General features: G+C 70.4%; 14 protein-coding genes. 9 read left to right on the top strand and 5 right to left on the bottom strand.

Annotation, left to right across the window (positions count from 1 at the left end; all coding sequences use genetic code 11):
* Nucleotides 1-3: 3 nt before the first annotated feature.
* Complete coding sequence (locus tag ACYUD3_RS07255) at nt 4-222, bottom strand: hypothetical protein (protein WP_470965456.1); 219 nt, start codon at nt 220-222, stop codon at nt 4-6.
* 159 nt (nt 223-381) lie between these two features.
* On the opposite strand from ACYUD3_RS07255, the gene ACYUD3_RS07250 reads away from it, so the two are divergent.
* From ACYUD3_RS07250 to ACYUD3_RS07230, 5 genes are all read left to right on the top strand, one after another.
* A complete protein-coding gene (locus ACYUD3_RS07250; protein ID WP_470965453.1) occupies nt 382-14,424 on the top strand; it encodes a DUF7927 domain-containing protein in 14,043 nt (4,680 codons plus the stop codon).
* A gap of 349 nt (nt 14,425-14,773) precedes the next feature.
* On the top strand, nt 14,774-15,766 hold the full coding sequence (locus tag ACYUD3_RS07245; RefSeq protein ID WP_470965450.1) for a beta-ketoacyl-ACP synthase III: 993 nt from the start codon (nt 14,774-14,776) through the stop codon (nt 15,764-15,766).
* A 25-nt stretch (nt 15,767-15,791) separates the two neighbouring features.
* Complete coding sequence (locus tag ACYUD3_RS07240; RefSeq protein ID WP_470965447.1) at nt 15,792-16,037, top strand: acyl carrier protein; 246 nt, start codon at nt 15,792-15,794, stop codon at nt 16,035-16,037.
* Entirely contained in the window at nt 16,034-17,230 is a 1,197-nt protein-coding gene (locus tag ACYUD3_RS07235; RefSeq protein ID WP_470965444.1) for a beta-ketoacyl-[acyl-carrier-protein] synthase family protein, read from the top strand. The genes ACYUD3_RS07240 and ACYUD3_RS07235 overlap by 4 nt, the downstream gene beginning before the upstream one ends.
* A gap of 47 nt (nt 17,231-17,277) precedes the next feature.
* Nucleotides 17,278-18,411, top strand: a complete 1,134-nt coding sequence (locus tag ACYUD3_RS07230; RefSeq protein ID WP_470965441.1) for an SDR family oxidoreductase — start codon at nt 17,278-17,280, stop codon at nt 18,409-18,411.
* A gap of 37 nt (nt 18,412-18,448) precedes the next feature.
* Here the strand turns inward: ACYUD3_RS07230 and ACYUD3_RS07225 are convergent, their stop codons facing one another.
* Entirely contained in the window at nt 18,449-18,658 is a 210-nt protein-coding gene (locus tag ACYUD3_RS07225) for a DUF397 domain-containing protein (protein ID WP_470965439.1), read from the bottom strand.
* Complete coding sequence (locus ACYUD3_RS07220) at nt 18,655-19,482, bottom strand: helix-turn-helix domain-containing protein (protein ID WP_470965436.1); 828 nt, start codon at nt 19,480-19,482, stop codon at nt 18,655-18,657. The genes ACYUD3_RS07225 and ACYUD3_RS07220 overlap by 4 nt, the downstream gene beginning before the upstream one ends.
* Before the next feature lie 106 nt (nt 19,483-19,588).
* On the opposite strand from ACYUD3_RS07220, the gene ACYUD3_RS07215 reads away from it, so the two are divergent.
* Entirely contained in the window at nt 19,589-19,834 is a 246-nt protein-coding gene (locus tag ACYUD3_RS07215) for a hypothetical protein (RefSeq protein WP_470965433.1), read from the top strand.
* Between the two features lie 170 nt (nt 19,835-20,004).
* The gene (locus tag ACYUD3_RS07210) at nt 20,005-20,439 is read left to right on the top strand and encodes a hypothetical protein (RefSeq protein WP_470965430.1); all 435 of its coding nucleotides are present in this window, start codon (nt 20,005-20,007) and stop codon (nt 20,437-20,439) included.
* Between the two features lie 640 nt (nt 20,440-21,079).
* On the opposite strand, the gene ACYUD3_RS07205 is transcribed toward ACYUD3_RS07210, so the two are convergent.
* Complete coding sequence (locus ACYUD3_RS07205; protein WP_470965427.1) at nt 21,080-22,051, bottom strand: glycoside hydrolase family 6 protein; 972 nt, start codon at nt 22,049-22,051, stop codon at nt 21,080-21,082.
* A gap of 674 nt (nt 22,052-22,725) precedes the next feature.
* Here ACYUD3_RS07205 and ACYUD3_RS07200 point away from each other — a divergent pair.
* Together ACYUD3_RS07200 and ACYUD3_RS07195 are read left to right on the top strand one after the other, a co-directional pair.
* The gene (locus ACYUD3_RS07200) at nt 22,726-24,222 is read left to right on the top strand and encodes a hypothetical protein (RefSeq protein WP_470965424.1); all 1,497 of its coding nucleotides are present in this window, start codon (nt 22,726-22,728) and stop codon (nt 24,220-24,222) included.
* Nucleotides 24,223-24,376: 154 nt separating this feature from the next.
* Complete coding sequence (locus tag ACYUD3_RS07195) at nt 24,377-25,117, top strand: G1 family glutamic endopeptidase (protein ID WP_470965421.1); 741 nt, start codon at nt 24,377-24,379, stop codon at nt 25,115-25,117.
* A 269-nt stretch (nt 25,118-25,386) separates the two neighbouring features.
* Here ACYUD3_RS07195 and ACYUD3_RS07190 read toward each other — a convergent pair whose 3' ends face one another.
* Nucleotides 25,387-25,911: a hypothetical protein gene (locus ACYUD3_RS07190; RefSeq protein ID WP_470965418.1), complete on the bottom strand. Its 525-nt coding sequence runs from the start codon at nt 25,909-25,911 to the stop codon at nt 25,387-25,389.
* Between the last annotated feature and the right edge of the window lie 153 nt (nt 25,912-26,064).

Below are 26,064 nucleotides of genomic sequence, written 5' to 3'. Positions count from 1 at the left end.
GCGCTAAGGGCTCGCGATGTCATAGCCGTACCGCAACGGCTCGCCCGTCGCCCGATAGTCCAGGCGGTACACGTACACCCCGTCCGCCTGGACCGTCGAGCCGTCCACCTCGCAGGGATACGTCACCTGCACCACCCTCGGGCGGCCGATGACCCGCATCCGCACTCCGTCCGCCGGACCGCCGTCGAGCACGGCGGACTCCCACTCCGTCGTCGTGTTCACGCGGACAGTTTAAGGGTTGCGCAAGTATTGATTGCGTGAAGGGCAAAAAGAGGTGCAGCCGACCGGATGAGATAACCTCCATTAGCGATCATCTGATGATCCGTCAGGGAAGGTCCGGAGTAATCCAGATCTGTCCGCCCTTCCTTGACGGGGTTTCAGATGCGTGTGAAGTCGAGCCGTCGGCCCGAGCGCCTGCTCGTGGTCCTGCTGGTGCTGTTCCTCGGCATCAGCCCCGCCCCCGCGCTCGGCGAGGGGCAGCCCGGCGTCTCCTTGCGTGACCGTCTCGGCATCGGTACGACCGCCGCCGCCCAGCTGGCCGACTGGCCCGAGGGCGCGTCCGGCTCCCTGACCGGCTCCCTGCGCTCCCTGACCTCCGGTCACACGGTCACGTTCTCCGGCGCGACGGCGAAGGGCGCCTGGCGGACCGTGGAGCTGCCGACGGCCGTCGCGGGGGCGTCCGGCGCCGAGGGGCTGCGGCTGCCGGCGGCGCCGGATGCCCCGTACGACGTCACGCTCACGCTTCCCGAGGCCGGGCCGGTGTGGTTCTCGGTGGGGGGTCTGCGGGGCGGGGCGGTGAGTGTGCGGGGGGTTTCGGCCGACGGGGAGGCGGTCCGGGCGGACGCCGAGCCGTTCGTGGAGGGGGTTTCGCCTCGGCTCACTCGGGTGGGGGAGGGGGTGGCGCTGACCGGGGGGGATGGCGGGGACGGGGGTGGGAAGCGGGTTTGGGCGCCTGGGCGGAGTGCGGATGTGGTGTTTTCGCGGGGGGTGAAGAAGGTGGTGTTCGGGGTGGGGGCGGGGGTGCGGTCCGGGGTGACGGTGGCGGGGCCGTTCGGGAGGGAGAGGGAGAGGGAGAGGGAGAGGAAGGGGGCCGGGGGGTCGGAGGGGGGCAGGGATCCGGGGGCGTCGGAGTCGCCTGAGGCGGGCGGGGGTTCCAAGGCACCTGAGGCCGACGGGGGTTCCAAGGCGCCGGAGGCTGCCAAGTCCCCTGACAGGGACGGGAGTTCCGGGTCGCCGGAAGCCTCGGCGGCTCCCACGGCGGTCGGCGGCGCCGCTCCCTCCCCGAAGGCGTCGGCTTCTGTGAGCGCGCCTGCGGGCGGCAGCGCCTCCCCCGGCGGGCCCTCGCCCTCGCCCTCCCCCATCGGCCCCTCCCCCTCCCCCTCCGCCAAGCCCTCCCCCAAAGCCGCCCCCGGCAAAACCCCCACCCCCCGCCGCCGCGACACCACCCAGAACGTCGGCAACTGCTCCAGCTCCCCCCGCAACCTCCAATTCCCGGTCAGCGAAAGCTTCACCGTCTCCCAGACGAACCAGCTCACCAACTGCTGGGTCGCGATCAACGCGGTGCAGGGCAGCCAGGCCTACCTGCACGCCTCCGTCGGCAACCCCTACCTCCAGCTCACGACGAACGGCCCCGGCCTCAAGGGCGCGTACGTCCTGAACGACTACTTCACCTCCGGCGCCGGCGTCGTCACGGACTTCGACTACAACATCAACTCCGGTAACGGCGACGGCATTTCGATGTTCTACATGGATGCCAACGCCTCCCCGACGCAGATGGGCGGCTCCGGCGCGGGCCTCGGCTACGCCTGTATCGCCCAGGGCCAGAACGGCCCCTGCACGGTCCCCGGCATGAACGGCGGCTGGCTCGGCATCGGGATCGACAACTACGGCAACTACAGCACCGGCCTCGCGGGCAACAACACCGGCCCGGGCAACTACCCGCAGAACGTGGTGCTGCGCGGCTCGGGACAGGGCAACAGCGGGTACCAGTACCTGACCGGCGTCGGCGTGAACAACGGCTTCAACCAGCCCAACGACACGACGTTCGCGCACCTGCGCGTCATCATCAAGGGCAGCGTCGTCACGGTCCAACAGGGGCCCTCCGCCTCCCAGTTGACGACCATCATCAGCAACTACAACGTCGGCAACGTCTCCGGCCAGGCCGCGCTGCCGGCCGCGATGAAGATCGGGTTCGCAGCCTCGACCGGCGGTGCCTTCGAGGCCAACAACATCAGGAACGTCAAGGTCACCCTGCCGACCAACGCGTCGATGACCAAGAACGGCACCTCTTCGGTGTGGGTCGGGCAGCCGGTGTCGTACACGCTGACCGCGACCGACAAGACCGACTCCATCAACGGCACGTACGGCAACATCGTCGACACCGTCCCGTCCAACATCGGCTCTGTCACCTGGAGTTGCTCGGCGAGCAGTGGCGGTTACTGCGGGCAGAGCGGGCAGACCTCGTCCTCGGGATCGGGCAACAGCGTCAATGTGCTGGCCGGTCTTCCGATCGGGGGGACCGACACCGTCACCGTGCGGGGCACGGCGGTCAGTCCGGGCACCATCATGAACACGGCGCGTTATCAACTCGCCAGCGCCTACTCCAACGTTGACGGCAACTTCGTCGACACCACCGCCTATCTGACGTCCGGCGTCCAGACCGTCATCTACGGCGACGACCTCGACGTCACCCCAAGTGGCGGCAGCGCGACGACCGTTCCGGGCAACGCGACGACCATCCCGGTGGTCGTCCGCAACAACGGGCCCAACAACGCGCCGGTCAACGCGACCGTCACGGTCACCATGCCGCAGTACGTCATCGCCAACTCGTCCCAGCCGTCGGGCTGTACGGTCAACTCCGGTGGCGGGTCGGTGACTTGTACGGTCCCGGCGGCCTCCCTCGCCTCCGGCGCGAGCGTCGGCCTGCCGATCTCCGTGACCGTCTACTCCAGCGCCCCGTTGAACACCGCGCTGACGGCCGCCAACGGGATCGTCGTCAGCAGTGCTTATGGTGATTACGTCGCCGGCAACAATCAGGCGAACGCGGTCGTCAACACCGGCGCCGCCAACGCCGACCTCCGGATCACCAAGGCCGCGAACACCACGCAGGTCAACTACGGGCAGAACTTCACCTACACCATCAACGTCACCAACAACGGCCCGAGTTGGGCGAACAGCGTGACGCTGACGGACAGGCTGCCGAGCGGGGTGACGTACGTCGGCGACAGCTCGGGCGGCGCGTACAACGCTTCCACCGGGGTCTGGAGCGCGGGCACGCTCTCGCCGGGGCAGAGCGCGACGCTGACGGTCACCGCGAAGATGAACAGTACGAGCGCCCAGACCAACCAGGTCCAGTCGGCGACGTCCAGCGCGGCCGACCCGACGCCGTGTACGTCCTCCAACGCCAACTGCGGCCCTGCCGTGACCGTTTCGCCGATCGCGGCCGACATCTCGACCACGAAGACGGTGACCTCGCCGACGGGACAGATCGCGCCGGGGCAGCCGTTCACGTACACGGTCACCGCAAGCAACGCGGGCCCGAGCGCGGCGGCGAACGTCTCCGCGACGGACACGCTGCCCTCCCAACTGGCCTTCATCTCCTCGCCAGATGGCTGTACGGCGGCCGGGCGGACCGTGACCTGCGGGCCCAACGCGTCGATCGCCGCCGGGAGTTCGGCGTCCTGGCGGATCGTCGTGAAGACGGCGTCGTCGTACACCGGCACCGGCTCGGACATCCAGAACACGGCGACCGCGACCTCCTCGACCACGCCCGACCCGAACACGGCGAACAACACCTCGACCCCGTCGTCGCCCAACATGGGCAGCCCGTCGAGCGACTTGTACGTCACCAAGGCGCTGAACACGACGACGGCGGTGCCGCCGGGCTCGAACGTGCAGTACACGCTGGTCGTCGGCAACAACGGGCCGTCCGACGCGACCGGGGTGACGGTCACGGACACGCTGCCGGCCGGGATGACGTACGTGTCGACGTCCAACTCCGCCTGTACCGCGAGCGGTCAGAAGATCACGTGCGCCAACCTGTCGGTTCCTGCGGGGAGTTCGGTCGCGATCACGCTGACGGTGAAGATCTCCGCCAGTTACACGGGCACCGGCTCCGACATCCCCAACTCGGCCACCGGCAGCGGCCCGGGGACCGATCCGAACCCGGGCAACAACACCTCCACCTCGGTCCCGCCGAACGTCTCGCAGCCCCAAGCCGACCTGACCACAACCAAGTCGGTGACCTCGCCGGCCGGACAGGTCCTCCCCGGGCAGCAGTTCACGTACACGGTCACCACCACCAACAACGGCCCCTCGGACGCCCAGCAGGCGACCGTCACGGACACCTTGCCGTCCCAACTCACCTTTGTTTCCTCGCCGGACGGCTGTACGGCGGTCGGGCAGAAGGTGAGCTGCGGGCCGGCGGCGACCATCGCGGCCGGGGCCTCGAAGGCGTACCGGATCGTCGTCCAACTCGCCTCCTCCTACAGGGGGAACGGCTCGGACATCCAGAACGTGGCGTCGTCCGCGTCGAACACGCAGGACCCGACGCCGGGCAACAACACGTCCACGCCGTCCTCCCCGAACGTCGGCGCCCCGCGCACCGACCTCCAGGGGACGAAGGTCCTCGGGACGACGCAGCAGGTCGCGCCCGGGCAGCCGGTCGTCTATACGATCGGCGCGACGAACAACGGGCCCTCGGACGCCGTCGGCAACATCACCCTCACCGACACGCTGGCGGCCGGGACTTCGTACGTCTCGTCGTCCAACTCGGCCTGTTCCGCGAGCGGTCAGACGGTCACCTGTACGGGGCTGAGCGCGGCGGCGGGGAAGAGTGTGACCGCTCAGCTCACCGTGCTCATCGCGTCCTCGTACACCGGGAACGGGTCCGATCTCGGCAACTCCGTTATCGTCAGCGGGGGTTCGGACGATCCGAATCCGGACAACAACACCTCGACGCCGGTGTACCCGAACGTGGGGGCGGCCTCGGCGGACGTGTCGACGGCCAAGAAGGCGGCGTCGAGCGCGCAGATCGTGCCGGGGCAGACCTTCGACTACGTCATCACGACGACCGACAACGGGCCGTCCGACGCCCAACAGGTGGCCGTCACCGACGCGTTGCCCTCGCAGCTGAGCTTCGTGTCGTCGTCGACCGGGTGCACGGCCTCCGGGCAGAACGTGACCTGTCCGACGGTCGCGACGCTGAAGAACGGGGCGTCGGTCAGTAACACCATCACCGTGCGGCTGTCGGCGGCGTACACGGGGAACGGGTCGGACATCGGGAACGTGGCGGTGTCGAAGGCGGCGACGACCGATCCGACGCCGGGGAACAACACCTCGCCGCTGGCCTCGCCGCCGCCGGTCGGGTCGCCGTCCACCGCGCTGTCGGTGACGAAGGCGGGCTCGGCGACGTCGTACCAGCCGGGGCAGGCGTACGCGTACACGGTGACCGTGTCGAACGCCGGGCCCTCGGTCGCGGCCGGGCCGCTGGTCGCGGACACGCTGCCGTTGCAGAACCGGTCGTTCACGTGGACGTGCACGGCGTCCTCGGGGAGTTCCTGCGGGGCGGGTTCGGGGAGCGGGAACCTCAGTGACCGGCCGACCGTTGGGGTGAATGGGACGGTCACTTACGTTTTGTCGGGCGAGGTCAGCCAGGGGGCGCATGGGCAGATCGGCAACACCGCGACGGTGACGACGCCTTCGGGCACGGACGACGCGAACTGCAAGAGCACGTGTTCATCGGCGGTGACGGTGAACGGGCCGGACATCACGCTGGCCAAGACGTCCGCCCCGCAGGGCGCCAAGCCGGGCGCGACGGTGACGTACACGGTCACGGCGACCAACAACGGCAAGGGCGACGCGAACGCGTTCACGTTCACCGACGACCTCTCGGACGTCGTGGACGACGCGACGTTCGTGACCGGGTCGATCACGTCCACGACGGGTTCGGGGTCGTACGACGCCTCGGCCAAGAAGCTGACCTGGACCGGTCCGGTCGCCGCCGGGGCGACGGTGACCGTCACCTACCAGGTCAGGGTGAACGTCCCGCCGGCCGGCAACGGCGTGCTCAACAACGCCCTGACCGCGCCGGGCACCAACTGCGAGACCGGCACGGCCGACAGCGCCTGCTCGGACTCCAACGGGGGCGGCTCCGCGCGGATCACGATGCGCAAGTCGGCCTCGCCGAGCGGACCGGTGACGCCGGGCACGAAGGTCACGTATACGGTGACGGTCACCAACGCGACCAACTTCGGGTACCCCGGGGCGACGTTCTCCGACGACCTGACGGGCGTCCTGGACGACGCGACGTACGGCGGCGACGCGGCGGCCTCGGCCGGGACGGTGTCGTACAGCGCGCCCACGCTGTCCTGGAACGGCGACGTGCCCGCCAACTCGTCGGTCACCGTGACCTATTCGGCGACCGTGAACTCGCCGGACACGGGGAACGCGGCGCTGGTCAACACCGTCGTGTCGACCGGGGACACCAACTGCGCGGCGGGGTCGGCCGATCAGAAGTGCTCGGTGACCGTGCCGGTCGGGATCCTCCGGTTCAGCAAGACGGCGTCGACGTCCGCGCCGAAGCCGGGGGATCAGGTCACGTACACGGTGACGGTCAGGAATGTCGGCACCGGCACCTACACCGGCGCCTCCTTCTCCGACGACCTCTCCGACGTCATCGACGACGCGACCTACGACAACGACCAGAACGCGTCCGGCGGGACGGTGTCGTACACCGCGCCCACGGTCAGCTGGAGCGGCGACATCGCGGCCGGCGGATCGCGGACGATCACCTACTCGGCGACCGTGAACAACCCGCCGGGCGGCAACAAGCGGCTCGCCAACGCGGTGACCGGCCCCGCCGGCTCCAACTGCGGCTCGGGCACGGCGGATTCGGCCTGCTCGGTGACCATGGGCTTCCCGGCGCTCCAGCTGACGAAGACGTCCAGTCCGGCGCATCCGGTGGCGGGGCAGACGGTGACGTACACGGTCGTCGCGAGGAACACGGGGACGGTCGTCTATACGGGGGCGCGGTGGTCGGACAGCCTGGCGGATCTGATCGACGACGGGACGTACAACGGTGACGCTTCGGCCTCTTCGGGGACGGTGTCGTACGCGGCGCCCGCGCTGAGCTGGAGCGGGGACGTGCCGGCGGGCGGTGCGGTGACGACGACGTACAGTGTGACGCTCGGGAATCCGATGGCGGGGAACAAGCGGCTGACGAACGTGGTCGTGTCGACGCCGGACACCAACTGCGGTGCGGGGTCCGCCGATTCGGCATGTGGGAACTCGGGGACGCCGCAGGGGGTCGGGCAGCTTCAGATCAAGAAGACGGTGTCGGACTCGGCGCCGAAGCCCGGGGACAAGGTGACGTACACGGTCACGGTCCGGAACACCGGGACCGGGGTCTACGGCGGGGCGAACTTCACCGATGATCTGACGGATGTCGTCGATGACGCGGTGTACGGCGGGGACGCGGCGGCCTCGGTGGGGACGGTCACGTACAGCGCACCCAAGGTGACCTGGGCGGATGACCTGGCGGCGGGGGCGACGGCGACCGTCATCTACTCGGGCACCGTGAAAAATCCGGACACCGGGAACCAAGTGCTCGGCAACGCCGTTACCTCTACAAATGGCTCGAACTGCCGACCGGGAGGGAAGGACCCGGACTGCTCCACCAGCACAGCCGTCCCGCAGCTGAAGATCCAGAAGACCGCTTCGACCGCCGACCCGCAGCCCGGCGAGAAGGTCACGTACACGGTGACCGTCTCGAACCCGAGCGACTCCCCGTACAGCGGGGCCACGTTCACCGACGACCTGACAGGAGTGATCGACGACGCGACCTACGACAACGACGCGAGCGCGACCCTCGGGACCGCCTCGTACTCCGCCCCGGAACTGAGCTGGACCGGTGACGTCCCCGCGCAGGGCAAGGCGACCGTCACCTACAGCGCGACCGTGAAGACCGTGCCGTCCCAGATGGGCGACAAGGTGCTGAGGAACGCGGTGACCTCGACGTCACCGGGAGCCAACTGCTCGGCTGCGACGGCGGCCGGCTGCTCCACCGCTTCCCACCCCGTGCCGACCCTCCGGATCACCAAGATCCAGACCTCGACCGGCCAGGCCACTCCCGGCTCGAAGGTCTCCTACAAGGTCACGGTCACCAACAGCAGCGCGACGCCCTACACCAGCGCCTCGTACGACGACGACCTGACCGGCGTCCTGGACGACGCCGTCTACAACGGGGACGCCTCGGCCTCCTCCGGCAGCGTCGGCTACAGCGCGCCCAAGCTCAGCTGGTCCGGCGGTGTGCCCGGGAACGCGTCGGTGACGCTGACGTACAGCGTCACCGTGAACGACCCGGACACCGGCGACAAGCTGCTCACCAACACGGTCGTCGCGACCTCGCCGGGCACGAACTGCCCGCAGGGGTCGACCGATCCGGAGTGCACGGCGACCCCGGCCGGGGTACCGGCGCTGACGATGCGCAAGTCGGTGTCGGACTCGAACCCGGTGCCGGGGCAGACGCTGACGTACACGGTGACGCTGACCAACGGCGGGCGGGCCGACTACGCCGGGGCCTCGTTCTCGGACGACCTGACCGGGGTGCTGGACGACGCGGCCTGGCTGGGGCGGACGTCGGCCACGGCGGGGACGGTGGCGTACAGCGCGCCGAAGGTCAGCTGGAGCGGGACCGTGCCGCAGGGGCGGACGGTGACCGTGACCTACCAGGTCCAGGTGAACGCGCCGGACACCGGGGACCGGAAGCTGGTCAACTCGGTCACCGGGCCGCCGGGGTCGAACTGCGAGGCGGGGTCGACGGACGCCAACTGCTCGGCGGTCATCGCCGGGGTGCCGCAGCTGAGCATCAGCAAGACGATGTCGCCGGCGGCGCCGCTCCAGGGGCAGAAGGCGACGTACACGGTCACCGTGAAGAACACGGGGACGGCCGGGTACCCGGGGGCGGTGGTGTCCGATGACCTGAGCGATGTCATCGACGACGCCGTCTACGACGGGGACGCTTCGGCCACCTCCGGTTCGGTGGCGTACTCCGCGCCGAAGCTGACGTGGACCGGGGACGTGGCGGCGGGCGCGACGGTGACGGTCACCTACTCGGTGACCGTGAACAACCCGGACACCGGGAACAAGAAGCTGGTCAACAAGGTGGTCGGGCCCGCCGGGTCCAACTGCCCGGCCGGGTCGACCGACGCCGGCTGCTCGACGGGGGACAAGCCTGGACAGGGGGTGCCGCAACTGAGACTGACCAAGAAGCAGACGCCGGCGAACCCGGTGGCCGGGCAGAAGGTGACGTACACGGTCACGGCGACGAACACGGGGACGGCCGTCTACGAGGGGGCCCGGTGGTCGGATGATCTGTCCGACCTGATCGACGACGGGACGTACGACGACGACGCGTCCGCCAGTTCCGGGGATGTGGCGTACGCGGCGCCGACGCTGTCCTGGAACGGGACGCTGGCGGCGGGTGCTTCGGCGACGGTGACGTACAGCGTGCTGCTCGGGAATCCGATGCCGGGGAACAAAATGCTGTCGAACGTCGTGCGGTCCACGCCGGACACCAACTGCGGGGCAGGGTCGACGGATGCGGCCTGCGGGAACTCGGGGACGCCGCAGGGGGTGCCGCAGCTGACGTACAAGAAGACGGCGTCCAGCAGCAACGCGCTGCCGGGGTCGAAGGTGTCGTACACGGTGACCGTGACGAACTCGGGGACGTCCGCGTACCCGGGGGTGTCCTGGTCGGACGATCTGACCGGTGTCCTCGATGACGCCGCTTACAACGGGGACGCCGCCGCCACCGCCGGGTCGGTGTCCTATGCGGCGCCCAAGGTCTCCTGGACGGGGGACCTCGCGGCCGGGGCCTCGGCGACCGTCACCTACTCGGTGACCGTGAACAACCCCGACACCGGCGACCAGCAGCTCGTGAACGCGGTCGTCTCGGGCTCGCCGGGGTCCAACTGCGGGGCGGGGTCGGCCGATCCGGGGTGTGCGCCGCCGGTGACCGGGGTGCCGACGCTGGCGATCACGAAGACGGTGTCGCCGGCGGCGCCGCTGCCGGGGTCGGCGCTGACGTACACGGTGACCGTGAAGAACACCGGTACGGCGGACTACGCCGGGGCGGTCGTGACCGACGACCTGTCCGGGGTGCTCGACGACGCGACCTGGTCGGGGCGGACCACGGCGACCACCGGGACGGTGAACTACAGCGCGCCGACGGTCAGTTGGACCGGAGCGGTGGCCAAGGGGGCGACGGAGAGCTTCACTTACGCGCTCCAGGTCGAGGACCCGGACACCGGGGACAAGCTGCTGAAGAACTCGGTCACCGGTCCGCAGGGCTCCAACTGCGAGAAGGGGTCGACGGACAGCCGCTGCTCGGCGGACATCCCGGGCGTGCCCGAGCTGCACATCACCAAGACGCAGGAGCCGAGGACGCCGACCGCCGGGCAGGTGGTGCGCTACAGCGTGGCGATCGAGAACACGGGGACGGCGGACTACTGGGGCGCGGTGGTCTCCGACGACCTGACCGACGTCCTGGACGACGCGGTGTACGCGAACGACGCCTCGGCGACGGCCGGTTCGGTGGCGTACGCGGCGCCGAAGGTGTCGTGGACCGGTGATGTGCCGAGCGGGCGGACGGTCACGCTGACCTACTCGGTGACCGTGGACAACCCGGACACCGGGAACCAGAAGCTGGTCAACTCGGTGACCGGGCCGCAGGGTTCGAACTGTGCGGCCGGGAAGAAGAGTGCGGACTGCTCGTCGAGTTCGGGGGTCGCGCAGCTTCGGATCGACAAGACGTTCACGCCGGCCGCGCCGGTGCCGGGGGACACGGTGACCTACACGGTGACCGTGAAGAACACCGGCACGGCCGTCTACACGGGCGCGTCCTGGGACGACGACCTGAGCGGGGTCCTGGACGACGCGGCGTACGACAACGACGCGGCGGCGAGCGGCGGTTCGGTGGCGTACGCGGCGCCGAAGCTGTCCTGGTCCGGGAACGTCGGGCCCGGGGACACGGTGACCATCACCTACTCGGTGACGGTCGACGACCCCGGCACCGGGGACGGCAGGCTCATGAACACCGTCACCTCGTCCGGCACCGGCACCAACTGCTCGCCGGGCGCCTCGCAGTCGGGCTGCTCGCCGACGGCACCCGGCATCCCGAAGCTGGACATCAGCAAGACGGCGTCCTCGACGACCCCGGTGCCGGGGCAGAAGGTCACGTACACGGTGACGCTGACCAACAACGGGCAGGCCGGCTACCCGGGCGCGTCCTGGTCCGACGATCTGACCGGCGTCCTGGACGACGCGGCGTACGGCAATGACGCCAACGCGACCTCCGGGAGCGTCAGTTACGCGACCCCCAAGCTCACCTGGACGGGGGATGTCGCGGCGGGGGCGACGGTGACGGTGACGTACTCGGTGACCGTCGCCGACCCGGACACCGGGGACCACCAGCTCGTCAACGCGGTGACCGGGCCGAAGGGGTCCAACTGCGAGGCGGGGAAGGCGGATCCGGGCTGCTCGACGGGCGGGCGGCCGGGGAACGGCATCCCGGATCTGCGGCTCAGGAAGACGTCGTCGAACCCGAATCCGCTGCCGGGGCAGACGGTGACGTACACGATCACGGCCGTCAACAAGGGGACGGCGACGTACTCCGGCGCCCGGTGGACCGATGATCTGACGGACGTCCTGGACGACGCCACCTACAACGGCGACGCCGAGGCCTCGGCTGGGACGGTGTCGTACAGCGCGCCCACGCTGTCCTGGACCGGTGACGTCCCGGCCGGCCAGGCCGCGACCGTCACCTACTCGGTGACCGTCAACTCCCCGGACACCGGCGACAAGAAGCTGACCAACGCGGTGGTGTCGACGGCCGACACCAACTGCGCGGCCGGCTCCAAGGACCCGGCGTGCGGCGAGACCGCGACCGGCGGCATCCCCGACATCCGGTTCACGAAGACCGCCTCGACGACGCATCCGCTGCCCGGCCAGAAGGTGACGTACACGGTCACCGCGCTGAACGACGGGACGGCGACGTTCAACGGGGCGACCTTCACCGATGATCTGACCGGCGTCATCGACGACGCGACGTACGGCGGGGACGTGACGGCGACGGCCGGCGGCGTCAGCTACGCGGCACCGCATCTCACCTGGACGGGCGATGTCCCGGCGGGCGCGACGGTGACGGTCACCTACAGCGTGACCGTGAAACCGGACCCGGCGCGGCTGGGCGACGGGGTGCTGAGGAACGCGGTGACGTCCTCCTCGCCGGGCAACAACTGCCAGGCGGCGGGCGCCTGTTCGACGACGTCGAACCCGGTCCCGACCTTGACGGTCACCAAGAGCCAGTCCACGACGCAGGCGCTCCCCGGCCGCCCGGTGAGCTACACGGTGACGGTGACCAACCCGTCGGCGTCGGACTACCCGGGCGCGTCCTACACCGATGATCTGACCGGCGTCCTGGACGACGCGGCGTACAACGACGACGCCAACGCGACCTCCGGGAGCGTCAGTTACGCGACTCCCAAGCTCACCTGGACGGGGGACGTCCCGGCGGGCGCGACGGTGACGGTGACGTACTCGGTGACCGTCGACGCGGTCGACACGGGCGACGGGGTCCTCACCAACGTGGTGGTCTCCGGGGTCCCCGGCTCCAACTGCCCCGCCGGGTCGGCCGATCCGGGCTGCTCGACCGGGGGCACCCCGAGCGCCCTGGTCCCGCATCTGCGGATCGTGAAGACCGTCGACAACAGCAGCCCGCTGCCGGGTGACCTGCTGACGTACAAGGTCGTCGCGACCAACGACAGCCGCGCGGACTACCCGGGCGCGACCTACACCGACCGGCTGACACAGGGCGCGGGGCTGATCAACAAGCAGCCGGTGACCGAGCCGGCGGCGACCTCCGGGACGGTCACCGCCGGGACCGGGTTCGATTTCACCTGGACGGGTGATCTGGCGGCGGGCGAGTCGTCGACGGTGACGTACACGTACATGGCGAACGCGATCCCGACGACCGGCAGCCGCGAGATCGTCGACCAGATCACCGACACCAGCCCCAACACCACCTGCTACGGCAACTCCGCCGCCGACAGCGCGTACCCGGCGGGCTGCGGGGCGACCGTCACCGCGCCGCGGTACGAGTGGGGCGAGGCGCCCGACGGCTACCGCACGACGGCCGCGGTCGACGGGCCGTACCACGTGATCGTCCCGGGCCTCTTCCTCGGCGACGGGACCTTCCCCGACACCGACGGCCGTCCCGACGGGGCGCGGCTGGCGCAGCAGACGGGGCGCGGGCCGACGTCGATCCCGGTCGCCCACCAGGGGCAGCAGGGGTACACGGTCCCGGTCGACCTCACCAACACCACTGGATCTCCGGTGCTGTTGGCGGCCTGGCTCGACCACGGCTTCGACGGCACCTTCGACCAGAGCGAGCGCATCCTGCGGACCATCCCGAACGGCGCCAAGTCGACGACCCTGAGCTGGCCGGACGCGGTGTTCGCGAAGAGCGGGACGACGTACATGCGGCTGCGGCTGTACGGGGCGCAGGTTCCGGAGGGGGTGCGGCCGGATCTGCCGGTGGGGGAGTCGGCGCGGGCGCTGGTGAAGGTGGGCGGGAAGGCGCGGTCGGTGGAGTTCGAGCGGGTGCCGGCTGCTCGGGGGGCGGCGGACTCCGAGGGGGCGTCGGTTCAGCGGGCGGCGCTGTTCGAGCGGGCGCCGGCTGCTCAGGGCACTCCGGCTCACGGCATCCCGGCGGCGCAGGCGTCCGCGCGGGCCGCCGGTCTCCCCTCCGACCCCCGCCCCACCGGATACGGCGGCGCCGGCCAGGTCGAGGACTTCAGGATCACCGTCGAGCCCGGCGAGGTCCAGGTCCGCATCACCACCGACAACCCCCGCCCCAAGCCCGGCGACAAGGTGACGTACACGATCACGGTGTGCAGCCCGACCGGGACGGCGTACGTCGGCGCGACCGCGAGCGCCGATCTGAGCCAGGCGCTGAAGTACGCGACCTACGGCAACGACGCGCGGGCGAGCACGGGTTCGGTGTCCTACGCGGGCGGCAAGGTGAGCTGGACGGGCACCGCGCCGGGCGACTGCGCGCACCCCGCGCGGGTGACGTTCACGGTGACGTACCGGACGACCCCGCCGCCGGGCACGCAGGTCGACGTACCGATCACCGGCGGCCCGACCGGCACCAACTGCCCGCCGGGGGCGACGAGTCCGGAGTGCAACGCGGTGGTGGTCCCCCAGCCGAAGCCGTCGCCGACCCCCACCCCGGAGCCGGAGCCGAACCCGCTGCCGGACACGGGCGGCAGCCGGGGCCTGGACCCGCTGTGGGGCTTGGCGGCGGTGGGCTCGCTGGCGGCGGGCCTGGGGCTGTGGCTGCTGGCGCGGCGCCGGAGGGGCTGACAAGGGGCTGATGGGGAAGGGGAGTTGAGCTGAGAGGGGCGGCGGTCCCGGCGGGAGCAGGTCTGCGCCGGGACCGCCGCCGCAGGCAAAGACGCCGGGACCGCCCGCCGCCGGCTACGAAGCCCGCCCCCCCCGCAACCCCCACCGGACGCTGACCGGCGCACAGGAGGTGTGGGCGGCCCCGTAGCGGCGGCACAAGGGGCGCTCGTTCAACCCGTGCCCCTGGTACGCCCCTTGTGGGTGATGCAGGACAGGTGGGCGAGGTGGTTGCCTTGACGGGCAGGGCGGATATATCGCCCCCACCGCCCCACCGAGCTGCTCGCTCCGGGCTTCGTCGACAGGGACTCCCATGTCCGTCTCCCCCTCCCCCCTCCCCTCCGCCTCCGTGCTGCGCGCCGTCGGCGCCTGCCTCCCCGAGGAGGTCGTGACGAACGACGACCTCGTACGGTCGGGCCTCGACACCTCCGACGAATGGATCCGCACCCGCACCGGCATCCACCGCCGCCGCAGGGCCCAACCGGGCACCGGCACCGGCGAGTTGGCGACCCGCGCGGCCCGCGAGGCACTGCGCGGACAGCCGCCCCCGGGCCTGCTGATCCTCGCGACGACCACCCCCGACCACCGCTGCCCGGCGACCGCGCCGGCGGTCGCCGCGAGGCTCGGCCTGACGGACGTCCCCGCCTTCGACCTCGCCGCGGTCTGCTCCGGCTTCGTGTACGCGCTGGCGGCGGCGGACGCGTGGATCAGGTCGGGCGCGGCGAGGTCGGTGCTGGTGATCGGCGCCGAGACGTACTCGACGATCATCGACCCGGCCGACCGGGACACGGCCGTCATCTTCGGCGACGGAGCCGGCGCGGCCCTCCTGACCAGGGGTTCTCCCGACGAACCGGGCGCGCTGGCGGGGATCGAGCTGGGCAGCGACGGGGCGCGCGCGGACCACGTGATGATCGAGGCGGGCGGCTCGCTGCGGCCCGCCGACGGCTGCCGCTGGTTCCGGATGAAGGGCCGCGAGGTGTACGGGCAGGCGGTCCGGCGGATGTGCGCGTCCGGGGAGCGGGTCCTGGCGGCGGCGGGCTGGCCGCCGGACTCGGTGGGCGCGTTCGTCGGCCACCAGGCCAACCAGCGCATCCTGGACGCCGTCGCGGACCGCCTGGGCATCGCGCCCGGCTGCCGGTACGGCAATCTCGCCGACGTCGGCAACACGGCCGCCGCCTCGATCCCGCTGGCGCTGGCGGACACCGCAGCGCGGGGCGTCGTCCCCAAGGGCACCCGCACCCTGCTGACCGCCTTCGGTGGCGGGCTCACGTGGGGTTCGGCCGCGTTGACCTGGCCTGATCTGTGATCGTCCGACTCAAGGAGTGCTCGTCATGACCGCACCCGCGTCCGTCTACGCCTACCTCTCCCACCTCCTCACCGAGAAGTTCGAGGTCGACCCCGGGGACGTGCGCCCCGAGGTGACCCTGGAGGAGCTGGATCTCGACTCGCTGGCCGCCGTGGAGCTGTTCCTGGCGCTGTCCGAGCACTATTCGATCGTTCTGGACGATGGGGAGGCCGCGCCGGAGCTGACGGTCGCGCAGACCGTGGAGTTGGTGGAGGGGGTGTTGGCGGGGTGAGTGGTGTTGTGGTGACCGGGGTGGGGTTGGTGACGCCGGCCGGGGTGGGGCGCGAGGCCAGTTGGGACGGGGTTCTTGCTGGGCGTCCTACCGCCTCGCGCCTCCCTCAACTCCGGGGCCTGCGGGCTGAGTTCGGGTGTCCTGTCGGTGGGTTCCAGGCCGAGCGGGCGGTGCCTGGGGGGCGGGTGTGGCAGTACGACCGGTGCGTGCAGTTCGCGTTGGCCGCAGCCGGGGAGGCTGTTGCCGACGCCGGGTGGGGGGAGCGGAGTTGGGACGGGGAGCGCGTCGCCGTCGTCGTAGGGACGGCCTTTGGGGGGACTGTCTCCCAACTCGCGCAGCATGAGCGGCACTTGTCCGGCGCCGCGCTCTCCCCGCTGCTGGTGCCGATGTTCCTGCCCAACATGGCCGCCGGTCAGGTCGCGCTCCAACTGGGGGCTCGTGGGCCGGTGTTCGGGACCTCGACCGCGTGTGCGTCCGGGGCGACGGCGATCGGGCTCGCGTGGGAGCTGCTGCGGTCGGGGGCGTGCGACGTCGCCGTCGCGGGCGGTGCGGACGCGGCGCTGCACCCGCTGTGGGCCGAGGGGTTCGACCGGATGGGCGCGCTGTCGCGTACCGGTGTCTCGCGCCCCTTCGACGTCGAGCGGGACGGGTTCGTGATGGGCGAGGGCGCCGGGATGCTGGTCCTGGAGCGGGCCTCGGCCGCCTCGGCGCGGGGCCGGCCCGGGTACGCGCTGCTCGCCGGGTACGCGGCGACCGGCGACGCCCATCACGCCGTCGCCCCCGACCCCGGCGGGCGGGGCGCCGAGCGGGCGGTGCGGGGGGCGCTGAAGGCGGCGGGGGCGGACTGCTCGGAGGTGGAGCACGTCAACGCGCATGGCACGTCTACCCAGTTGAACGATTCCGCCGAGGCCGCGCTGATCGAGCGGTGCTTTCCCCGGGGGCCGTCGGTGACGTCCGTGAAGGGCGCGCTGGGGCATCTGCTGGGGGCCGCCGGGGCGGTCGAGGCGGCGGTCACCGCGCTGACGGTCGCGCGGGGCCGGGTGCCGCCGACGGCGGGGGTGGGGTGCGCGGAGCCGGTGGACGTGGATCTGGTGGTGGGGGCCGAGCGGAGGCAGCGGGTGTCGCTGGCGGTCAGCAACTCGTTCGGATTCGGCGGCCACAACGCGGTGTTGGTGTTCCGGAGCCTGAACTGACGGCGACCGCAGGCGACTTGACCGACGTACACGAACGAGGAGTCCCCATGCCCACCACCCATGTCCTCACCGGCGCGACCGGCCTGATCGGCGCCGCCCTGGTCCTCGTACTCGCCGAACGCACCCACGACGAGATGATCTGCCTCGTCCGCGGCGAACACCCCGAGGCCCGCCTGACGGAGATCCTGACCCGCTCGGCCGCCGCGTACGACACCCCGGCCGACGTCCTCGAATCGGCGCTACGACGGACTCGGGCCGTCTCCGCCGACCTCGCGCGTCCGGGGCTTGAGCTGCGACTCCCATGCACGGAGGTCGAGTTCTGGCACTCCGCCGCGCGGCTGGACTTCCGGCGGGCGCGGTGGAGAGAGACGTTCGCGGCGAATGTGCGGGGGACTCGGCGGGTGCTGGAGTTGGCGCGGGGTGGCGAACTGGGGTGGGGGCTCTTGGCACGGGGTGGCAGTGAACGAGGGTTCGTGACACGGGGGTTCAACTATCTGAGTACCGCGTATGTCGCGGGGAGCCGGCGGGGGCCGGTGCTGGAGCGGGCGGTGGACGCGTCGACTGTGCGGACCCCGTACGAGGCGAGCAAAGTCGCCGCCGAGCGGATGGTGCTGGGGGTTTCCGGCTTCCCGGTGCGGGTGCTGCGGCCCGGGGTGGTCGTCGGGCACAGCCGGACTTTGCGGTATCCGGGGGCGCCGAGCGGGGCGTACACGATTCAGCGGCTGCTCGCCGCCTACTACCGGGAAGTGCCCGCGGGGCGGCGCGCGGCGCGGGTCCAGGCGATGCCGGACGAGCCGTTCAATCTGGTGCCGGTCGACCATGTGGCGCGGCAGGCCTACGCGTTGAGCCGGCGGGGGGCCGCCGCGCGGGGCATCTTCCACCTGACCAACCCGACTCCGCCCACGACGGGTGCGCTGCTGCGGGCGCTCGCCGCCAACTGCGGTGCCGCCGAGCCGGAGTTCACCGATGATCCCGGGCAACTGAGCGCGGCGGACCGGCGGTTGGGGATGGCGCTCGGGGTGTACCGGCCGTTCCTCAACAACCCCCAGTACTTTTCGCGGCGGCGGGTGGACGGGGCGCTGCCGTCGCCGGGGGAGTTCGGGTGGGGGGTGGAGGAGGGGGTGTTGCGGGAGTTGTTCCGGCCGTTCGCGGGAGGAAGGTTCGCTCGAAAGGGTGACTGAAGCCCCAGCGTGCGAGGCACTTTGGGGCGTCAGCCGGTCAGATTTTGCCAAAAACGCCAAACTTCACTTCGCTTACGAAGGATTCGAATGGAGCGGCGGAAATAGTGAGGAATGAGGCATCCGTCCACTTTGAATCACGGATCGGGATCATGCCCTCCGTCATGGCCAGGTTTGTGGCCACCTCTACACATGCGCCGCCATTGCTGCTGTACGACGACTTGAACCAGCTCGGGGATTCGGTACTCACGTGGTGCCCTTTCGCAACTTTCTGATCATGGCCACCGACTCCGTTGGGGACAGCGCCTCGGCCTGAAGTTGATGGTAGGCCCGCAGCAACGGCAGTACGAATGTGTTGTCCCGTTCGAGAGAACCTCGATGCGCTGACTCCGCGTATGAAACCAGAGAACGGTCCTGCAACGTCAGGATGTAGACCGGCAGATCGAATGAACGCCGCTCTCCCATCTCGAACGGCGCCACCTGCAATGTCGCGTCCGGCGACTCGGCGAACTCCAGCAGGCGGTCCAACTGCGTACCCATGATTGCGGGGCTGCCCAAGGAGCGGCGGAGGCAGCTTTCGTCCAGCACCGCGAAGACGTGCGGCGGAGGTGTTCGAGTCAGCGTCGCCTGCCGCTCGGCGAGCAACTCGACCCGTTCCGCTGCTTGTTCGTTTGAGATCGACCCCCGTTGCAGCTCGCTCTGCGCGATCACGGTTGCGTATTCCCGCGTCTGTAGCAGGCCTGGTATCAACCCGACCTCGAACAGCCTGATCTCCGCGGCCTTCGCCTCGTGCACGAGGAACTGCGGGAACCCCTCCAGCAGACCCCCGCTCCTCAGTTTGAGGCACGCCCGTTCGAACTCCTCGCCCGCCCCCAGCGCTTTGTCCGCGCTTCGCGCGAACCGCAAAGTCGGAATCTTTCGACCAGTTTCCACAGCCGAAATATGCGAGGCGGCATATGCCATCCGCTCGGACAACTGTTCCTGCGTCCAGCCGCGCTCCTCCCTCGCGCTGCGTAAACGTGCGCCGAAGTTGGCCTGCGGGGAGCTGTCGGGGTCCAACTCCTTGATGTTCAAGCGGGGTTCACCGACTTTCCGTTCCTGATTGTTACGTTGAGTAGTTCCCGTTCCTGCGGCACTCTGAAACCGCTTGGTAGTGAAGCCGCTACGGAGAGGAGCTGTCGTGCCTGAGCGAAGCACACCAGAACTAGGCACGCTTCTCGTGGACATCACGAAAAATCAGATCGGCGAATTCCGGGGTGAGTGGGCCGGCCGGTGGTCCTTGCGGCCCGTGAAAGGCGGACGGGAGTGGGAAGTCGATCCCGAGAACGCCGAACTCGCCACTCCTGAGCAGAAGTTGGCGGCCAGGGTCGCTCGTGTCAACGCGCTCAGCCGCGCCAACGCCCGGGGCAGGGGCGAGGTGTCGTGAGCCGGCGCGTGTCGCGTCGTATGCATGGTGAAGGTTGTACGCATGATGAAGTCCGGGAATCTCGCGCGGAGTTGGTGCGGAACCGGGAGAGTGGGATGAAGCGCGAGTGGGGTGTCCCTCTGGGGCGCCGCGGATCTCGTCCGCAGTCCAGTTGATCAGTCGAGGTCGCCATGTTGCAGTGCACCGCCGTGCGGTTGTTGCCGCTCGAAGAGACGCTTGAGTTGCTGAAGGCGGAGGAGGTGCCGGCCGAGGAGACCTCCGAGATCGCCGAGGGGTACGCGGCTTGTGAGTTGGAGGAGGGGCATGCGGGGGAGCATGCGGATCTGTTGTGGGACGCGGATTGTGATGGTGGGGCTGGGGCGCGGTGGTTCTTCTGGGATGGGGAGGGGGGTGCGGGTGGTTCGGGGGTCGGGGTCGTCGAGGGGGGTTCGGACTCCAGGTATCGGTACGACACGCTGATCTGGTGTCCTGAGGAGGCGCCCAGTGGGGATGGGTGTGGGCTGTTCTTCCTGCATGAGGGCGGGCACTCGTGGGAGGTGTTCGATCCGACCGACGAGGCGTTGGCTCGGGATCTTGCGGAGCATCCGGAGCGGTGGGGGTTTTAGTCCCCTATGTGCGAACTTCAACACCCCTAGCGGGTAAGGGTGTTCGTGACTGTTCGTCACTCCTGAGGGTGAATTGCGCCTGATTGGCTGTGTCGTTGCGATCAGTTGGCTCTACGTTCGGGCCAACGAGCCAATGAAGACGCCCCGTTAGACCGATTAGGCCCGGTCCAACGGGGCTCGCAGGTCGCTTCGAAGGAGCTGACTTACGTATGCGTGATGCTATCGTCCGCGCCCTTGTCTGGGTGCTGTGCGCTGTAATTCCGCGGTCCCGTCCCGGTCGCCACAGCTGCGCCTACTTCGACTCGCTGCCTCCTGAGGTGGAGCCCGTCGTACCTGAAAGTCCCTGGTCGCGGCCCTGGACTGGGCCTACCAAGGAGGAGGCTGCGGCTATTTTCCGGGCTCAGGCGGAGGGGTGGGTGGGGTCGGATGGGTGTGTGGGGTGGGAACGGGGGTGCGGGGTGGGGGTGGATCGGGAGAGGGGTGGGGGTCGGTGGGGGGTTTCTCAGGTGGGGGTGGCTCAGCTGGGGGCGCCTCAACGGGGGGTGGCTCAGCGAGGGGGGCCTCAGTGGGGGGTGGCTCAGGGAGGGGTGCCGGTGTATCCGTATGGGGCGGTTCGGGCGTACACCTTGCGTAAGGCTTCCTAGCCCGTCTCCGTACCCGTCGTCTCCGTACCCGCTGTCAGGCCCAGCGCGTACTCCGGCCACCACTTCCCCGCCTCCGGGCCGCCCCGGCAGGTGCCGTCGGACTCTCCGGGGCGTTTGATCCAGAGGTAGGCGTCGACGTCAGGGGTGCCGGTGTCGGTCGTGGGCGGGGTGCCGAGGGCGCGGCCCGGGGGGTTGCACCATGCTTCGGGGCCGGAGTAGGGGCCGTTGCCGTTGCGGCTGGTGTCGATGACGAAGTGGGTGTTGCCGCCGAGGGATTCGGTGAGGCGGCGGCCGTAGGAGACGGTCGTCTCCGTCGTCTCGAAGTTGGAGACGTTCAGGGAGAAGCCGTCCGCGCGGTCGACGCCGGCCTGGCGGAGGGCTCGGGCCAGCCAGGGGATGTCGGTGATCCAGCCCGGGTGGCCGGCGTCGACGTAGACCCGGGTGTGCGGCTGTTTCTTGAGGCGGTCGACCGCGTAGGAGAGGAGGGCCAGTTTGTCCGTCGTTCTCGCCTCCTGCTTGCAGCCGGTGAGGGTCTGCGGGACGGCGTCGGGTTCCAGGATCACCCATGCGGGCCGGTCGCCGAGGCCGTCCGCGAAGGAGTCGACGTAGGCGTGGTAGTCCTGCGCGTCCTGGGCGCCGCCCGCGGAGAAGGATCCGCAGTCTCGGTCGGGGATGCGGTAGGCGACCAGGAGGGGGGTGCGGTTCGCTTCGGCGGCGGTGGTGGTGAGGGTGCGGATCGCGTCCGCGGGGTTTGCGCCGGTCAGCCAGGTTGCCTGGGGGCGGGTGGCGATGCGGTCGATACGGTCCGCGTCGGCCGGGCGGCCTTCGCGGCGGTATTCCGCGGATTGCCGGGCGGCTGGGGTGTTCGGGTCGACCCAGAGTTGGGGGGAGTCCGTGGCCCTGGTGGGGGCCGTGGTGAGGAGGGCTGCCGCCAGGAGGAGGGGGAGTTTGTGCATGTTCTTCGCCAAGGGGTTGGGGTGTTTTGAGGATGGACCAGAGGGGTGGGGTTGGCATGTCGAGGTTCTTCGCCCTCGCCTTGGGTCCCCCTGAAGGGGCTGCCGCCCCTTCGACCCCGCTGTCGGCCCTGAACGGGCCTTGTCCTCAAACGCCGGACGGGCTGGAATTTGTCGGCCGGGGGTGAAAGGGGAGGGGGAGGGGCGGAGCTGGAGGGGGTTGGCTGGGGGGAGGGTGCGGGGGGTGTTGGTCGGGGGTGGAGGGGCGAGCTTGGGTTTGGGCGTGGGTGTCGGATGGGCTGGAGGGGGGGCCGGGGGGGGAAAGGCGCGGGGTGCGGGGAGGGTGGGGAGATGCTGGACGGGACTGGGGGTGCGGGGAACTGCGCGATCAGCTACGACGCAGCCGCACGGGCCAGATCACATCAGCCCACCCCCGAAAGCCTGCCCCCGCAAAAGAACCCCGGCGAGGCGCACGTACCTCAGGGGCGCGGGGAACTGCGCGACCAGCCCCCCCCAGCCGCACCCGGCGAACCACCCCCCCCACCGACGCTGAACGCGCAAGCCGTCGGTCGGGTGAACCCTCGTGGGCCGGGCGGCACGGGCTCCCGATGGCGGATGGGCGGCCGTGTTGCTATGGCCGCGCCGCGCAATTGTGCGACGCGTTCGAATCGAGTTGGAGGATCAGCACAGTGACGCCCAGAAGTCCCCGCCTCACCCCCACCCTCGCCGCCCACGCCGCCCTCACCGTCTCCGCCGCCCTCTGCCTCACCGCACTCGCACCGGCCACAGCCTGGTCGGACGACGGCGGCAACAACTCCGCCCAGTCCGGCCAGTCAGCCCAGACCGCGCAGGGCAACACCCAGAGCAGCGCCCAGGTCACCCCGGCCAAGCCCGCGAAGCCGACGTCCACGAAGCCGACGTCCGCGAAGCCAGCCGCTCAGGCAACCTCCGCGAAGCCCACCAACATGAAGCCGGCGTCCGCCAAGCCGGCGTCCGCCAAGCCGGCGTCCGCCAAGCCGGCGTCCGCCAAGCCGGCGTCCGCCAAGCCGGCCGCTCAGGCAACCTCCGCCAGGCCCACCAACATGAAGCCGGCGTCCGCCAAGCCCGCCACCCAGGCAACCCCCGCTACGCCCACCACCATGAAACCGGCCTCCACAACCCCCGCCCCCGCAACACCGGCCCCCGCCAAACCAGCCCCCCATCCCAAGCCCGGCACAGCCAAGCCGACCTCCACCACCCCCACCGTCCAGGCACCCCCCGCCAAACCGACCCCCACCACCCCCGCCGCCCCTCCCAACGCCGCCCCACCCATGTCCATCGCCATCACGGACAACGTCCAGAAAGCCAAAGCCGGCGACAAACTCGCATACCGGATCACCGTCCACAACCAAGGCAGCCACCCCCTCAAATCCCTCCGCATCGAACAGCGCCTCCCGGACGGCGCGAAGTTGACGCGGGCCTCGAACGGCGGCCAGGCAGGCAAGGGCGACAAGAGCGGGACGGTCATCTGGACGACCGAGGCCAAGGCCAACTCGAAGACCGAGCTGACCTCGACCGCCGAACTGCGCACGCCCACCAAGTCGGCCAGGGCGATCGCCAGCACGGTCTGCGCGTACGTCGACGGAGCGAAGAACCCCACGGTCTGCGCGACCGACCTGGACACCCTCCCGGAAGCGACCGCCCAGAAGCAGCCGACGGCAGGCCCCCTCAAGCCGGACACGAAACCGTCCAAGCACCCCCAGACCAAGCCCGGCACGGCCAAGCCGGCCACCGAGTCGAAGCCGGCCGCAGCTAAGCCGGCCACCCAGCCCAAGCCGGCCGCAGCCAAGCCGACCTCTCAGTCCAAGCCGACCTCTCAGTCCAAGCCGACCTCTCAGTCCAAGCCGGCCGCAGCCAAGCCGACCTCTCAGTCCAAGCCGGCCGCAGCCAAGCCGGCCCCTCAGTCCAAGCCCGCCCCGGCCAAGCCGAACACCCAGTCCAAGCCGGCCCCCGTCAACCCCGCCCCCCAGTCCAACCCCGCCCCCCAAACCAACCCCGCCCCGGCCAAGCCCGCCCCCGACACCCCCACCCACCACCACCAGACCAAACCCGCCGCCTGGCACAAACCCCCCACCACCCCCACCACCCCCGCCGTACCCTCTGCCCCCGCAACCCCCACCAAAGACCTCACCGCCCCCAAGAAGTAACGCCCACCACCGGGCCCAGCCCCCTCCAGCCCCCGGAAAAGGGCAGCCGGGCCCGGTGGGCCGTGAGGGTGAACCTCGTTCGGCGGCGGCCGTGACAGCAACTGCCCCCGCCCACACACATGCTGACCTTCCGGACATGCGTACAAGACAACGAATGGCGCTGACCGGCTCGTTCGCCTGCGCCGCGCTGCTGCTCGTACGGCCCGCCGCCGCGGCCGGCACCGACTGCACCGCCCCGGTGAGCAACTGGACGGGGATGCAGCTCGACGGCGCCCACTCCAGCATCAGCGCGCAGTGGACGGTCCCGACGGCGAAGTGTGCGGCGACCCGGGACGGGCTGATCGACCAGTGGATCGGCTTCGGCAGCGGCGACAGCTGGCGGGATCCGCTGAACCAGACCGGCACCAGCGCGGCCTGCGAGAACGGGGTCGCGTCGTACTGGGCGTGGTGGGAGCAGTTCCCGTCCGACCCGGTCAACTACACCGACCCGGTGAACGCCGGCGACGTCATGACATCGTCGATCACCGCCCCCCAGCCGACTACTGCCCCCAGATCGGCCACCGCCAAGAGCAACTACACGATGACCCTGACGAACGTCACCCAGAACTGGACCCGCACAGTCCAGGCCACCGGCCCCGCCACCCCCACCCAGGTCGAGGCCATCACCGAACTCCACCTCCCCTCCGCCCTGTCGACGACCATCACCTACGACAAGGTCCTCGTCGACGGCAAGCCCCTCGGCGACTTCCCCGCCGCCCAGATCCTGTCCGGCCAGTACGGCGGGGTCTGCGTCAACACCGAGACCGACGGCGACTCCACGCTGATCACGGCACCCCAGCTGGCGACATGGTCGGCCAGGACGCCGGCCACGGTCCACCCGGGCCACCCGAGCTGACCTGCCCGTACCCCAACCCGGGCCACCCGAGATCCCGGGCCACCCGAGCTGAGCCGCGCCCATCTCAATCCGGGGCCTCCGAGCCGAGCCCGCCCGTACCCCAACCCGGGCCACCCGAGATCCCGGGCCACCCGAGCTGAGCCGCGCCCATCTCAATCCGGGGCCTCCGAGCCGAGCCCGCCCGTACCCCGACCCAGGCCCCCGTACCCCGACCCGGCCCGCCCAAGCCGACCCGCCCGCCCCCCAACTCCCCCGTACAACAAACCACTTCACCTCCCCAACGGCCCCCCAGGACTGATGTACAGCACCCGCACCCCCTGGTCCTTATTGATCCCGAGGTGATAATCCACCGGCCCATGACTGATCGCGTGCCCCGAGCCCGTGCTGGCCCGGTCGACGTGCGCGGTCAGCCAGTCCCGTACCGACTCCGGGGCCGCGGAAGCCGCGTCCGCGCAGGCGAGCAGGAAGCGGCGGGCCGCCTCCGCCCGCTTGCCGAACGCCTGGCAGGCCACCGACTCCATCCCGGCCGGACCCCGGGTCTCGACGACCCCGACCCGCAGCCCCTCCTCGGGCGAGCCGTTGCCCATCCGCCGGCCGTCGGCGCCGGGCATGTCCCGGTACGTCAGCTTCCAGCGGCCCCCGAGCGCCCCCTCGAACGACTTCGACGTCACCTCCGGCAGCGCCCGCACGCCGGGCGAGGCCTTCGCGTCCTCGGTGGAGGCGGACGGTCCGGCCGAACAGCCGGTCAGGGCGAGGGCCGCGAGCAGAAGGGGGGCGGCGAGACGGCGTGACATGGACGGCTCCCAGGCAGACACGGGCAGACACGGGCAGGCACAGGCAGAACAGGCAAGCGTGAACGCTCGGAGTCAAGTGCGGACCCGTCCCCCCGCTCCCGCGACACGGTGATCCTGACACCCAGATGAGGGATTAATCGGACTCTCATGATC

The sequence above is a fragment of the Streptomyces sp. AMJ-169 genome (assembly GCF_055597585.1).
The sequence above is the reverse complement of the archived record's forward strand: the minus strand, read 5'-3'. Positions and strand labels throughout refer to the sequence as shown.

Excerpts from the sequence above, each read along its gene's own strand:
- ACYUD3_RS07190 (WP_470965418.1), bottom strand. The coding sequence starts at position 25,911 with ATGTCACGCCGTCTCGCCGCCCCCCTTCTGCTCGCGGCCCTCGCCCTG.
- ACYUD3_RS07240 (WP_470965447.1), top strand. The coding sequence starts at position 15,792 with ATGACCGCACCCGCGTCCGTCTACGCCTACCTCTCCCACCTCCTCACC.
- ACYUD3_RS07210 (WP_470965430.1), top strand. The coding sequence starts at position 20,005 with ATGTTGCAGTGCACCGCCGTGCGGTTGTTGCCGCTCGAAGAGACGCTT.
- ACYUD3_RS07230 (WP_470965441.1), top strand. The coding sequence starts at position 17,278 with ATGCCCACCACCCATGTCCTCACCGGCGCGACCGGCCTGATCGGCGCC.
- ACYUD3_RS07245 (WP_470965450.1), top strand. The coding sequence starts at position 14,774 with ATGTCCGTCTCCCCCTCCCCCCTCCCCTCCGCCTCCGTGCTGCGCGCC.
- ACYUD3_RS07250 (WP_470965453.1), top strand. The coding sequence starts at position 382 with ATGCGTGTGAAGTCGAGCCGTCGGCCCGAGCGCCTGCTCGTGGTCCTG.
- ACYUD3_RS07195 (WP_470965421.1), top strand. The coding sequence starts at position 24,377 with ATGGCGCTGACCGGCTCGTTCGCCTGCGCCGCGCTGCTGCTCGTACGG.